Below are 13,047 nucleotides of genomic sequence, written 5' to 3' on the forward strand. Positions count from 1 at the left end.
ACCAGTTTCCAGCGCCTGCTCGACCAGACCCGAAGTTCGCTGGCCTGCGAGTACCTGGAGAACACACGCCTTCCGGTGAGTGAAATAGCAGAACGGTGCGGCTATAGCGACGAAGCCAATTTTCGAAAGGCATTCAGCCGATGGCAAGGCAAGAGCCCAAGTCTCTGGAGGGCGAGTATCTCCCCGCCTGGGGCGGAGGAGCTATAGCGATTAAACTTTCCTGTAAGCCCCAACCTATGGGTATCATGTTCAGATAACCTTGGGACGCATACATGATACTTATGATGTGCAGTAATCGCTACCGTTTGTAACTTCGCTTGTAAAAAAGCCCCAAAAATGGGGCTCTTTGTAACTTCTTTGCAACTCACAAACCTATATAAATCAATAGCTTATAGCCACCCCATTATTCCCACTCGATTGTTGCCGGTGGCTTCGAGCTCACATCATAAGTCACGCGCGAAATACCGGAAATCTCGTTAATGATACGATTAGAGACGGTTTCCAGCAGTTCGTAAGGCAAGTGTGCCCAGCGTGCCGTCATAAAATCGATGGTTTCTACCGCGCGCAAAGCAATCACGTACTCGTAGCGACGACCATCGCCTACCACGCCGACCGATTTAACGGGCAAAAATACCGCAAAAGCCTGACTCGTCTTGTGGTACCAATCGGCTTTGTGTAACTCTTCAATGAAGATCGCATCAGCTCGACGTAGCAGCTCTGCGTAAGGCTTTTTAACCTCACCCAAAATACGGACGCCCAATCCAGGGCCTGGAAATGGATGGCGATAGACCATGTCGTAAGGCAAACCTAACTCAAGACCAATTTTGCGCACTTCGTCTTTGAATAATTCGCGCAACGGCTCCACCAGCGACATTTTCATGTCTTCAGGCAAACCACCCACGTTATGGTGCGATTTAATCACATGTGCTTTACCTGTTTCGGCACCGGCCGACTCGATGACATCGGGGTAAATCGTCCCCTGAGCCAACCAGTTTACGTCGGTCAATTTCGTTGCTTCTTGGTCGAATACCTCGATAAACATATTGCCAATGATCTTACGTTTGGCTTCCGGATCGGACACCCCTTCTAGCTTGCCTAAGAACAAATCTTCAGCATCGGCACGAATGACTTTTACGCCCATATTTTGAGCAAACATGGCCATGACCTGATCGCCCTCGTTTAAGCGCAACAAGCCATTATCAACGAAAACACAGGTCAACTGGTCCCCGATTGCCTTGTGTAACAGCGCCGCAACGACCGACGAATCAACACCGCCCGACAGACCCAGCAGAACCTTATCGCCACCGACCTGAGCTTTCACGCGAGCTATGGCATCTTCAACGATATTCGCTGGCGTCCATAGGGCTTCGCACCCACAAATCTCGAGTAAGAAGTGTTCGAACAAACGCTGACCCTGAAGGGTATGCGTCACTTCGGGGTGAAACTGAATACCGAAGAAAGGTTTAGACCGATGAGCCATAGCCGCTATCGGACAAGATTCTGTTTTCGCAATCACCTCAAAGTCAGCGGGCACCTGAACCACTTTATCACCGTGGCTCATCCAAACGTCTAGTAAGGACGCGCCACTAATGCCCACGTGATCACGAATGTCATGCAGCAAAGCCGATTCCGCAATCACTTCAATTTGCGCGTAACCAAACTCACTGGTATCCGACGCCTGAACTTTACCGCCAAACTGCTCTGCCATGGTTTGCATGCCGTAGCAGATTCCCAATACAGGCACGCCCAAATCAAAGACACACTCGGGAGCTCGCGGCGAGTTGTCAGCACCGACACTCTCGGGGCCACCGCTCAAGATCACACCAGCAGGCGCGTAGTCGCGAATAGCCTGCTCAGACATGTCGTACGGCTTGATCTCGCTGTAAACCCCGGCTTCGCGAACACGGCGCGCAATCAGCTGGGTGTACTGAGAACCAAAATCGAGAATTAATATTCGGTGAGCATGAATGTCAGCAGTGATCATTGGGGCAGTAATCTCAATGTAAGCGCGGCGATGCCGCGCTTTAATTAACGAACGGGGTAATTAGGTGCTTCTTTGGTAATGGCGACGTCGTGCACATGGCTTTCCGACATGCCCGCGGCGGTGACCTTCGCGAATTTCGGCTTAGTGCGCATATCTTCGATTGTGCGGCTTCCGGTGTAACCCATCGCCGATCTTACGCCACCCATGAGTTGGTGGATGATGCCGGACAATGGCCCCTTGTAGGGAACGCGACCTTCGATACCCTCTGGCACCAGTTTCTCGGCGCCTTTACTGGCGTCTTGGAAGTAGCGATCAGACGAGCCTTGAGTCCGCGACATAGCTCCTAGCGAGCCCATGCCTCGATAGGATTTGTAGGTACGCCCCTGATACAGCTCCACTTCACCCGGCGCTTCTTCCGTGCCTGCAAACATACTACCCATCATTACGGCGTCTGCACCGGCAACAATGGCTTTGGCGATGTCACCGCTGAAGCGAATACCACCGTCAGCGATAACGGGGATGTCGTATTCTTTTAGTGCTGAAACCACATTATCGATGGCCGTAATTTGGGGCACACCCACACCCGTTACGATTCGCGTCGTACAAATTGAGCCAGGGCCAATACCCACTTTTACCGCATCGGCGCCTGCTTCGGCCAAAGCAATAGCCGCCTCACCAGTGGCAATATTACCGCCAATAACTTGCACATGCGGGTATTCCGCTTTGATTTTTTTAACCCGGTTTAATACGTTGCGAGAGTGGCCATGTGCCGTGTCTACCACGAGGACATCGACGCCCGCCTCCACCAAGGCCGCAACGCGGTCATCCGTATCAGGGCTTGTACCCACCGAGGCGCCCACTCTCAGTTGGCCGTGCCCATCTTTACAAGCCAAGGGGTAATTCTCGGCTTTATCGAAATCTTTTACCGTGATCATACCGCACAGCTCAAAATCATCGTTCACCACCAAAATCTTTTCGATGCGGTGCTGGTGCAACAACTGCTGCACAAGTTCAGAGGACGCGCCTTCTTTGACCGTGACCAACTGCTCTTTCGGGGTCATGATTTGACTCACGCTTTTCGAAAAATCGGTTTCAAAACGTAAATCGCGACGAGTGACGATACCGACTAAATCTTTACCATCTAGTACCGGCACACCCGAGATACCATTGGCTTTTGTCAGGTCGGTAAGCTCTTCTAGAGTCGCCGATTTCTGGATGGTGATGGGCGACTTCACCACACCACTCTCGTATTTCTTAACCTTGCGGACTTGCGCGGCTTGCTCTTCAATGGTCATCGATTTATGAATAACGCCAATACCACCCTCTTGCGCTATCGCAATCGCTAGCTGCGCTTCTGTCACTGTGTCCATGGCGGCAGAAACTAGGGGGACATTCAGTTCGATACCGCGAGTTAATCGTGTTTTTAGGCTAACGTCAGAAGCAACTACTTCTGAGTAGCCAGGAAGAAGCAGCACATCGTCAAAGGTCAGTGCTTCTTGCTCTATTCGCAGCATAGCTTTACTCCTGCTGGCGGAAATTCGGTAAACCTGCAATTATACGCGTTTGTACACATAAACGGAAACGAAAAGCATCATGGTCGGCAACTTTCAGCCACATAACGCGGACACGCAAGAATACACCGTGAGCGCACTGAACGGCGCTGCCCGACGATTACTGGAAGGCCACTTCCAAATCCTTTGGGTTGTCGGCGAAATCTCGAACTTTACCAGGGCAAGTTCGGGCCACTGGTACTTCAGCCTCAAAGATGACAACGCTCAAGTACGTTGTGCGATGTTCAAAAATCGCAATCAATTTTTAAAGTTTATCCCCAAACATGGCGACAAGGTCCGCCTTCGTGCCAAGGTGTCTTTGTACGAGGGGCGCGGCGAATTTCAGCTGATTGGCGAGTACATCGAACCGGCTGGCACCGGCGACCTGCAATTGGCGTTTATACAACTCAAAGCCCAACTTGAGGCCGAGGGCCTATTTGCGCCTGAGCGAAAAAAATCGATACCGAGCCAGGTAAAGCGCATCGGCGTAATCACCTCAGCAAAAGGCGCGGCATTACACGACATTTTAAGTGTACTCCACGGCCGTTGGGCTGGGCTTGAAGTCATTATCGCAGATACGCCTGTGCAAGGCGCCGAGGCGCCCGCAGGACTCACGTATGCCTTGCACAAGCTCGCACGGTTCCACGAAACGGCACCCATTGATCTTGTCATTATTGGTCGCGGTGGAGGCTCGCTCGAAGACCTATGGGCTTTTAATAATGAACAGTTGGCTCGCGCGATCGCTGCGTATAAAATCCCCACCATCAGTGCCGTCGGGCACGAGACAGATTTTACAATCTGTGATTGGGTCGCCGATGCTCGCGCTCCAACCCCTTCCGCCGCGGCAGCCATGGCGTCACCCGACCACAGTAAGGCCCCGTCAAGGATTCACGAAGCCCTGGTCAGACTTTCAAAAGGCTATACGGCCATTCTTAAAACCAAAGGCACTGAGCTTCGAAATAGTCGAGCCAGACTCCGACACCCTGGCGAACTGATCGAACAAAGAGTTTTGCGTATCGACGAGCTTGAACTCAGACTCAAAGCACAACAATCTCGTTTAACGCAGCAAAAAACGGCGCAATATCAACAATTATTTAAGCGCCTGAGCTGGCACAGTCCCGCTCGCAACTTACGGGCTTTGAATGAGCAAGTACTCAAATTACAAACGCGCTTAATAAGTGGGCAGCAACGTCTCCTGAGCGCACACACTGGCCGACATAAGCAGACTGAGTATGTGCTGCACAGCTTGAGCCCCATGCGCACCGTCGATAGAGGCTATGCGATACTTAGAGATGCCGACGGGCAAGTGGTCACTGGCGTTTCAGGTTTTGCAGAGAAGGCCAAGGGTTCGGCCACCCTAAAGGATGGCCAAATCAATTTTGAAGTCAGTGCGGTAAACCCGCTTAATACTTAGCTGGCAGGCGCGTATTGATAACGATGTGACGCCCTTCAAAGCGGATATATTCACCAATCGTCAAATCTTTTAAAATTCGTGCAACCATCTCGCGTGAGGCACCAACCCGATCGGCGATATCTTGCTGAGTGAGTTTGTCGGGAATAAACAACGTGCCATCGCCACGCTCCTCGGATAAATCCATCAGCACGTTAGCAACCCGACCATAGACGTCTTGAAGTGCGAGGCTTTTTACGTCAGCCGTCAATTTACGAACACGCTGTGCTAAGTTGCGGATCAGACTTTTAGCAATGTTCGGATGGGCCGCCAGCACCGCGTTAAAGTCGTCTTTGTAGATCACCACGAAGTCGCTTTTTTCTACCGTGCGAACAGATGCAGACCGCAGCGAATCATCGACTAGAGCCAGTTCACCGAAGTAATCACCAGGGCCCTGAGTGTTCATAATGAACTCTTTGCCGTTTTTGTCACTACAGTAAACTTTGACCTTGCCCGAAACAATCACGAACAAAGAGTCTGCAGGCTCATTTTCGTGAATGACAACGGTGTTCTTGGGAAAAGATCGCTCGGATGACGTCTTGCTCAGGGCGGCCAGTTCTTCTGCACTCAGCCCTTGAAACAGTTCCACTTTTTCTAGCATTAATGCCTCGTCCGTTCTGTAGGGTTACCCCTCATTGAGAGCAGTTTAACGCAATCCGACCGATTCGCACACCCGCTTAGCTGTTTGTTAGTATTTTCTTGCCAGCCTAGACAATCACGCTGTCGAAAATCACGCGTTTTCATGCAGAAGATAAGCGGGGTATACTGCGTCAAAGAATGTAAAAACAGGCACCCATGAGTTCAGCCAGCACTGCGACAGCTCTATCGACCCAGCGAATTGTAGAACTCAGCGAGCTACTCCAGGATAGCCTCGCGTCGCTCGACAACGCCGATCTACTCGAAGAGAGCACGCTGCTGGCAAGGTCGTTATCGGCCTTAGAGACCAATAATACGCAAACATTAAGCCGGCACGACCTGCTCAATCACTACACCAGCGCTTGCGGCTATGCGGAAATCTTGCTCGAAGAGCTGGGTAACACAACTCAAGAAGCGCTCCAGCATGGCCTGACGGAGCTGGTGGCTGCCATCCGCGAGCTCAGTGCAACCCCGGAAGCCGTGGCGAAAGCGAGCCCTTCCTACAAATCTGAACCCCGCAATGCAAATGTTGGCAGTATTCTTGTAGTCGACGATCAAAACGATAATCGTGCAGTACTTAAACGCTTGCTGAGCCGCGTTGGTCACACTGTTTACACTGCTGACAGCGGCGAGGCCGCTCTAGAACATCTTAACTCCCAATCGATCGACGTTGTGCTACTCGATTTATCCATGCCCGGTATGGGTGGCAAGACAGCCCTGACCAAAATTAAGGCGGATCCAAAACTTCGTTCCATCCCTGTCATTGTCATCTCCGGGCATCAAGAGTTGGACTCGGTTATCGAGTGCATTACCGCAGGCGCCGACGATTACCTGTTCAAACCCTTTAATTCCGTGCTACTGCATGCGCGAATTGCAGCGGGCCTTGAACGCAAGCAGTGGCATGATCGGGAGGTGAACTACTTACATCAGCTCGAACAGCGCGAAAAATTTATTCGCGCCACCTTCGGACGGTACCTGACGGACGAAATAGTGGCGGACATCTTAGAAAAACCCGAGGGCCTGCGCCTAGGTGGCGATCTAAAAGAAGTCACCATCTTAATGGCCGATATCCGAGGCTTCACCCAACTATGCTCGCAAATGCCACCCGAGCAGGTTGTATCGCTACTCAACGGCTACCTCGGCACCATGACTGAGATTATCATGCGCCACAACGGTACTATCGATGAGTTTTTAGGGGACGCCATTCTCGCCGTATTCGGCGCACCAAAAGACGACCCAAATCACGCTCAAAGTGCGGTGGCTTGTAGCATTGAAATGCAAAAGGCGGTCGCCGCGGTGAATCGGCAACACCAGACCTCGGATTTACCGCAAATCAGCACGGGCATCGCGATTAATACGGGCACCGTGGTAGCGGGCAATATTGGTTCGGACCGACGCGCAAAATACGGCTTTGTCGGCACACCAATGAACGTCACCTCGCGCATTGAGGACCTGTGCGAGGCCAACGAAATTTTGATCTCCGAGACCACGATGCAGGCGCTGCCTAACACCGACCAACTGCGTGATAAAGGTACACACTCATTAAAGGGTCTAGGCGCGCCGGTGCGCGTTTTTGGCGTCGAGTGGCAGCATTAAGATGAGCACGAAGTTACTTTTAGTCGAAGACAACGAACTGAATCGCGACATGTTAACGCGACGACTCTTGCGCAAAGGCTTCGAGGTCCTGATCGCAGAAGATGGACTAGAAGCCCTCGAGCAAATGCGACAACACCAGCCCGACGTGGTTTTGATGGACCTAAACCTGCCGGTCCTAAGCGGTTGGGAGGCGTGCAAAATAGCGGCCAATGATCCCGATCTTGCTCATATTCCGATGCTGGCGCTAACCGCCCACGCCCTTGAGCAAGAGCTCGCAAAGGCGCTGGACGCAGGGTGTAAAGACTACGCAACAAAACCGATAGACTTCCCAGTGCTACTTGAAAAAATCGCAGGACTGCTCAACCCATGAGTCTGCGTAAACGCCTTATCGTCTCCATGCTTACCATTTTAGCGCTGCTATGCGTTAACGTAGGCACACATTTCTGGGGCAGTTTGGCCAGAAACGAGAGCATGATCGCCTATCGCGACTCAGTCCGCGCGGGTCAATTATCGGATGAAATAGAGCGTTTACTCGAAGACCAGCGACAGCAGGTTCTGGTTCTCGCCCTGCTAAAAGAGACTACGGGCGACAAACTCGGCGCGAGCGAACAACAAGCGGCGCTGGACAACATCGAAAGCATCAATCGCAAGGTACTGTCGCTCGGCCGCCTAAGCTGGGATGATACCGAGCAGACCTACCAGAATTTGAAAAGGTCTAACGATCAACTCCTCGAGCAATGGACGCGATTTTACGGGGGCTACAACGAGGAAGAACTCAACATAGATGTCGAAAACCCCCTGCTCTATCTCGAGACCAATCAGCACCTGGACGCTTTAAAGCAGGAGCAAAGCAAGCTCGCGGTTGAGCGAGCCAGCATCATTGATAGCACCATTAAACTGACCGACCGCATCACAGTACTGGCCTTTATAACCACCCTGTTCCTCACTTTTTTGCTTGGGTTTATTCTGGTTCGCTATACCAACCGCTCGTTCAAGCGGCTCCAAAAAGGCACCGAGCTGATCGGTGCGGGCGACCTGAGCTTTCGCATTCAAACGGCAGACCAATCCGGCGAACTCGCCGATTTGGGCCGCGCCTTCAATGACATGTCAGAAAAGTTAGCCAACGCCATCGGCGAAGTCCAAATGGCCAAAGAACAGGCCGATTCCGCCAACGCCGCCAAAAGCACCTTTTTAGCCAACGTCTCGCACGAATTAAGGACGCCTCTGAACGCCATTATCGGCTATAGCGAGATGATTCAGGAGGAGGTGAACGACGGCGAGGCGATAAACAAAGACCAACTGCAAGAGGATCTCACTAAAATCGTTTTTTCCGGGCGTCAGCTGCTGACGCTGATTAACGATGTTCTTGATTTAGCCAAGATCGAAACGGGTAAGATGACCATACATCCCGAGAGCTTCGACCCCATTGCGACCTTGCACACGGTAGCCGACTCGATGGCGCCGCTACTGAATACTCAGGGCAACGAGATGTGTTGGGGTATTCAAGGCCCACTACCCCGCATTCACACCGACGCCACTAAGTTCCGCCAAATTGTGACTAATTTATTGAGCAACGCCAACAAATTCACGGAGGCCGGATCAATCACCATTAGGGCCGGCATTACTGATTCCCAAGAACACATTTGGATCGAAGTGCGGGATACCGGCATTGGCATGACGGATAAACAGCTTGGGCGAATATTTGAAGCCTTTGAGCAAGCGGAGCGCAGCACGAGTAGCCGTTATGGCGGGACAGGATTAGGCCTGTCTTTGTGTCAAGAATTTGCCCGCATGCTGGGTGGCGACATCAAAGCGTCGAGCACACCCAATGTGGGCAGCTCGTTTATTGTGACTCTTCCCGTGAACCTAGAGTTAGATCCCGAAGACGCTTGAGAGCCTTTTCGCGCTTGTCTAGATCGTCCTGCAGGCCATCCGCTTGCCTACGCAAATCGTCTGCGTGATCAAGCATACTGACGAACATTTCGAGAGAATCTCGCATCAACAGCACACCGGAGTGTACCTGCATATCGGCACGATACTGCTTACTCAAACGCTCAAAACTAGCCCTACTGGACTGAGGCTCAAAAAAAGGGCTACTGGGCAAGGTGCTGATAAACGCGATGGCAACAGCCGTTTCCCAGGCCGCTGCCTCGGTGCGCTCTATGCGCTGATGTCGCTGAAAATATTGCACTGCACTTATGTGGTCGCCGAGCGTCAGGGCATCGATGCCTTTTTCGAGAAACGTCACGCCTGCGTCATCGTCTGCGCCACCTGGGTCACACGCGCAAGTTGACGCCGCCGGCAAATTCAGCACAATCTCTGGCCGCGGCTCGGGCGTGTCAGATTTTGGCGGCGTCGCCGCACAGGCCGACAGTAGAACAAATCCTATGCCGATACTGATTAATCTCAATACACTGCTCCAGTGGGTTGTGCCACGAGTCTACACCGACTTTAACGCTTTACCAAATTACTCAGGACGCATGTGCGGGAACAGAAGCACGTCACGAATCGATGGACTATCCGTAAGCAACATGACTAAGCGATCGATTCCGATCCCCTCTCCCGCCGTTGGCGGCATGCCGTATTCTAGTGCTCGAATATAGTCAGCATCGTAGTGCATGGCTTCCTCATCACCGGCATCCTTCTCGGCGACTTGTGCTTTGAAGCGCTCGGCTTGATCTTCGGCGTCGTTCAATTCAGAGAAACCATTGGCGAGCTCTCGCCCAGCCACAAAAAACTCGAACCGGTCGGTCACAAACGGATCGCTGTCGCTACGGCGAGCCAAAGGCGACACCTCGGTAGGATAAGCCGTGATAAAGGTAGGCTGAATCAGTCGATGTTCTACCGTTTTTTCGAAGATCTCGATTTGTACTTTACCAAGCCCCCATGTCGGCTTGACTTCGATACCTAAGCTTTCGGCAAAAACACACGCTTGAGCCATATCAGCTAACTGCTCTGCGCTGAGAGTCGGGTTGTAAGCCAAAATCGAATCGAACACCGTAAAGCGGTCAAACTCCCCAGAAAAATCCAAGGAGTGACCCTGATAGTCGATGGTGGTTGCCCCCAGCACGTCGCCCACCAAACCCTGCAACATCTGCTCGGTTAGCAGCATAGCATCGCGGTAGTCGGCGTAGGCCCAGTAATACTCTAACATCGTAAACTCTGGGTTATGCCGTGTGCTCAAACCCTCGTTGCGGAAGTTGCGGTTGATCTCGAATACTCTTTCAAACCCACCCACGGTTAGACGCTTCAAGTACAGCTCGGGCGCGATACGAAGATACATATCCAAATCAAGCGCATTGTGATGCGTCACAAAGGGCTTTGCAGTCGCACCGCCAGGAATCACCTGCATCATCGGAGTTTCGACTTCCATAAAACCGCGCTCTTCCATGAAATCGCGAATATAGGCCACAATTTTTGAACGCAATTTAAAGCGAGAACGAACGTCGTCATTAACGATCAAGTCGACATAGCGCTGGCGATAACGCAGTTCTTGGTCTGCCAAACCGTGGTATTTGTCGGGTAGTGGACGCAGCGATTTGGTCAGCAGTCGCGCCTCTTCCATATTGATGTACAAATCACCCTTGCCCGACTTGTGCAAAGGACCCTTGGCGGCAACAATATCGCCCAAGTCCCAAGTTTTAATTTGAGCAAGCGTTTCTTCGCTCAAGGCCTGGCGATTGATGTAAAGCTGAATTTGCCCACTCTCTTCTTGAATCAGCAAAAAGGCGCCACGATTACGTATCAAACGACCCACAACAGCAAACTGCTGGTCTGCTTGCTCCAGCGCTTCTTTGCTCTCTGAGCCAAACTGGGTCTGCAAATCACCGGCGTAGGCCGTACGCCGGAAATCGTTGGGAAAGGCTACGCCCTGCTCACGCAGACTCGCCAACTTTTGGCGGCGCTCGGCAATAAGCTTGTTCTCATCTTGGGGTTTCACCTGTTCAGACATAATATTTCCTTAGCTTAAGCCACTCTTCAAAGAGGCTTGAATAAACATATCAATTGCACCATCTAATACCGCTTGGGTATTTGAGGTTTCTACGCCCGTTCGCAGGTCTTTAATGCGAGATTGATCAAGTACATAGGAGCGAATTTGGCTACCCCACCCGATGTCGGCTTTAGAGTCCTCTAACGCTTGTTGTTTCTCGCTGCGTTTTAACATTTCGAGTTCGTAGAGTTTACCACGCAGTAATTTCATGGCGTTGTCGCGGTTTTGATGCTGCGAGCGCTCCGTTTGGCACTGCACCACAACACCAGTGGGTAGGTGAGTTAAACGTACGGCCGAATCGGTCTTGTTGACGTGTTGCCCACCCGCACCCGAGGCTCGATAAGTATCGACTCGCAGATCGGCCGGGTTAATTTCAATTTCGATATTGTCGTCAATCTCTGGGGATACGAACACTGACGCAAACGAGGTGTGACGCCGGTTACCCGAGTCGAAAGGCGACTTACGAACCAAGCGATGCACACCCGTTTCGGTGCGCAACCAACCAAAGGCGTAGTCGCCATCAAATTTGATAGTCGCGCTTTTAATACCAGCGACTTCACCCGCCGAACATTCAATCAGCTCGGTTTTAAAGCCCTTCGCCTCACCCCAGCGCAAGTACATCCGCAGCAGCATTTCAGCCCAATCCTGTGCTTCGGTGCCGCCAGACCCCGATTGAATATCGAGGTAAGCGTTGTTCTCATCGACCTCGCCCGAGAACATGCGTCGAAATTCTAGTGCATCTAATATCTCTATCAATTTCTGGATTTCGGACTTTATGTCCTCTAACGAATCCACGTCGTTTTCGGCTACCACCAAATCCAGTAAATCGCCAGTGTCATTCGCGCCCTCGGTGAGAGTCTCGATAGATCCAACGATCGCTTCCAGTGCCGCCCGCTCTTTACCCAGGGCTTGGGCGCGTTCGGGGTCATCCCATACATTGGACTCACCCAACTCCAGTTCAACTTCGGTTAAACGCTCTTTACGCTCATCAAAGTCAAAGATACCCCCTGAGCACGTCTGTGCGCGCGCGAATATCTTCGAGTTGATTGTACAGAGGGTTGGTTTCCATACCGAGGCCTGTGCGCTAAATTCAAGGGGCGCTAGTCTACCCTAGCCTGACCTCAGAGTGAATGTTCAAGCGGTCTTTCTGCATATTCTATTATCATTTGCAGAGATTCTAACCCTCGAAATTCGTTGACATCTAAGCGATACAGAAACCGCAGCGTCTGTCCAAGCTTAGCCTGATAAAAATCGACATCGACATTAAAGGCAATAGCATCGAGCGTTGCGTTTGAAGATGCCAATTCCAGACGCATTTTTGCGTGTTGACCCGATAGAATTCGAAGCTCGACAATTCGAAACTCATTATCGAACAGAGGCTCTGGAAACTGCTGCCCCCAAGGCTGCAGGAGTCTGAGTTCTTGCGCTACGCTCAAAGAGAAATCGGACTCACTTAAGGCACCATCGCTGAGCTTAACGGGGTGAAACAGTTCAGGAGGCGTATTTTCTTCAAGAAAGTTATCCAATGCCTGACCAAAAGCCTCTAACGCGGAAGCAGGTATCGTAAGACCAGCCGCCATCGCATGCCCCCCAAACTTAGAAATGAGTCCTGGATTCATGGTGGCAATCGAATCTAAAACATCGCGGATGTGCACCCCTTCAATCGACCGTGCAGATCCTTTTAACGCCTTTTCACCGTCATTGGCAAACACAATCACTGGGCGGTGGTATTGTTCTTTGATACGAGAAGCTAAGATACCGACCACGCCCTGATGCCACGAGGCATCGTATAAGGTAATGGCGGCGGGCAATTTGCCCGACTCAAAGGCCGGCAGCTGCG

12 protein-coding genes are annotated in these 13,047 nt (G+C 51.7%); 5 read left to right on the forward strand and 7 right to left on the reverse strand.

Annotated features, from left to right (window positions below; translation table 11 throughout):
- The coding region (locus ACTF5Z_RS08690; RefSeq protein ID WP_438985291.1) for a helix-turn-helix domain-containing protein at positions 1–207 on the forward strand (207 nt) is incomplete at its 5' end.
- Positions 208–403: 196 nt separating this feature from the next.
- Here ACTF5Z_RS08690 and guaA read toward each other — a convergent pair.
- On the reverse strand, positions 404–1,981 hold the full coding sequence (guaA, locus tag ACTF5Z_RS08695) for a glutamine-hydrolyzing GMP synthase (protein WP_438985300.1): 1,578 nt from the start codon (positions 1,979–1,981) through the stop codon (positions 404–406).
- A gap of 47 nt (positions 1,982–2,028) precedes the next feature.
- On the reverse strand, positions 2,029–3,498 hold the full coding sequence (gene guaB / locus ACTF5Z_RS08700) for an IMP dehydrogenase (RefSeq protein ID WP_438985292.1): 1,470 nt from the start codon (positions 3,496–3,498) through the stop codon (positions 2,029–2,031).
- 79 nt (positions 3,499–3,577) lie between these two features.
- Here guaB and xseA point away from each other — a divergent pair, with 79 nt between their 5' ends.
- Positions 3,578–4,948 carry an exodeoxyribonuclease VII large subunit gene (gene xseA / locus ACTF5Z_RS08705; RefSeq protein WP_438985293.1) on the forward strand — a complete coding sequence of 457 codons (1,371 nt, stop codon included), beginning with the start codon at positions 3,578–3,580 and terminating at the stop codon, positions 4,946–4,948.
- On the opposite strand, the gene ACTF5Z_RS08710 is transcribed toward xseA, so the two are convergent.
- Positions 4,938–5,585, reverse strand: coding sequence for a Crp/Fnr family transcriptional regulator (locus ACTF5Z_RS08710; protein WP_423849250.1), 648 nt, complete (start codon positions 5,583–5,585; stop codon positions 4,938–4,940). The genes xseA and ACTF5Z_RS08710 overlap by 11 nt on opposite strands.
- A gap of 194 nt (positions 5,586–5,779) precedes the next feature.
- Here ACTF5Z_RS08710 and ACTF5Z_RS08715 point away from each other — a divergent pair, with 194 nt between their 5' ends.
- Genes ACTF5Z_RS08715 through ACTF5Z_RS08725 form a run of 3 tightly spaced genes read left to right on the forward strand, consistent with a single transcriptional unit; the run spans position 5,780 to position 9,109 of the window.
- Positions 5,780–7,216 carry an adenylate/guanylate cyclase domain-containing protein gene (locus ACTF5Z_RS08715; protein WP_438985294.1) on the forward strand — a complete coding sequence of 479 codons (1,437 nt, stop codon included), beginning with the start codon at positions 5,780–5,782 and terminating at the stop codon, positions 7,214–7,216.
- 1 nt (position 7,217) lies between these two features.
- Positions 7,218–7,586, forward strand: coding sequence for a response regulator (locus tag ACTF5Z_RS08720; protein ID WP_423849248.1), 369 nt, complete (start codon positions 7,218–7,220; stop codon positions 7,584–7,586).
- The gene (locus tag ACTF5Z_RS08725; RefSeq protein WP_438985295.1) at positions 7,583–9,109 is read left to right on the forward strand and encodes an ATP-binding protein; all 1,527 of its coding nucleotides are present in this window, start codon (positions 7,583–7,585) and stop codon (positions 9,107–9,109) included. Before ACTF5Z_RS08720 ends, ACTF5Z_RS08725 begins: the two co-directional genes overlap by 4 nt.
- On the opposite strand, the gene ACTF5Z_RS08730 is transcribed toward ACTF5Z_RS08725, so the two are convergent.
- From ACTF5Z_RS08730 to ACTF5Z_RS08745, 4 genes are all read right to left on the reverse strand, one after another.
- Entirely contained in the window at positions 9,060–9,626 is a 567-nt protein-coding gene (locus tag ACTF5Z_RS08730) for a hypothetical protein (protein WP_438985296.1), read from the reverse strand. The genes ACTF5Z_RS08725 and ACTF5Z_RS08730 overlap by 50 nt on opposite strands.
- 57 nt (positions 9,627–9,683) lie before the next feature.
- Complete coding sequence (gene lysS / locus ACTF5Z_RS08735) at positions 9,684–11,168, reverse strand: lysine--tRNA ligase (protein ID WP_438985297.1); 1,485 nt, start codon at positions 11,166–11,168, stop codon at positions 9,684–9,686.
- A 9-nt stretch (positions 11,169–11,177) separates the two neighbouring features.
- A protein-coding gene (gene prfB, locus ACTF5Z_RS08740) for a peptide chain release factor 2 (RefSeq protein WP_438985298.1) occupies positions 11,178–12,276 on the reverse strand; the annotation gives its coding sequence in 2 pieces (ribosomal slippage) (positions 11,178–12,203 and positions 12,205–12,276; 1,098 coding nt in all).
- Positions 12,277–12,328: 52 nt separating this feature from the next.
- Positions 12,329–13,047, reverse strand: a 719-nt coding sequence (locus ACTF5Z_RS08745; RefSeq protein WP_438985299.1) for a DHHA1 domain-containing protein, incomplete at its 5' end; no start/stop codon positions are given.

The organism is Aequoribacter sp., assembly GCF_965659035.1.
GTDB lineage: Bacteria > Pseudomonadota > Gammaproteobacteria > Pseudomonadales > Halieaceae > Aequoribacter.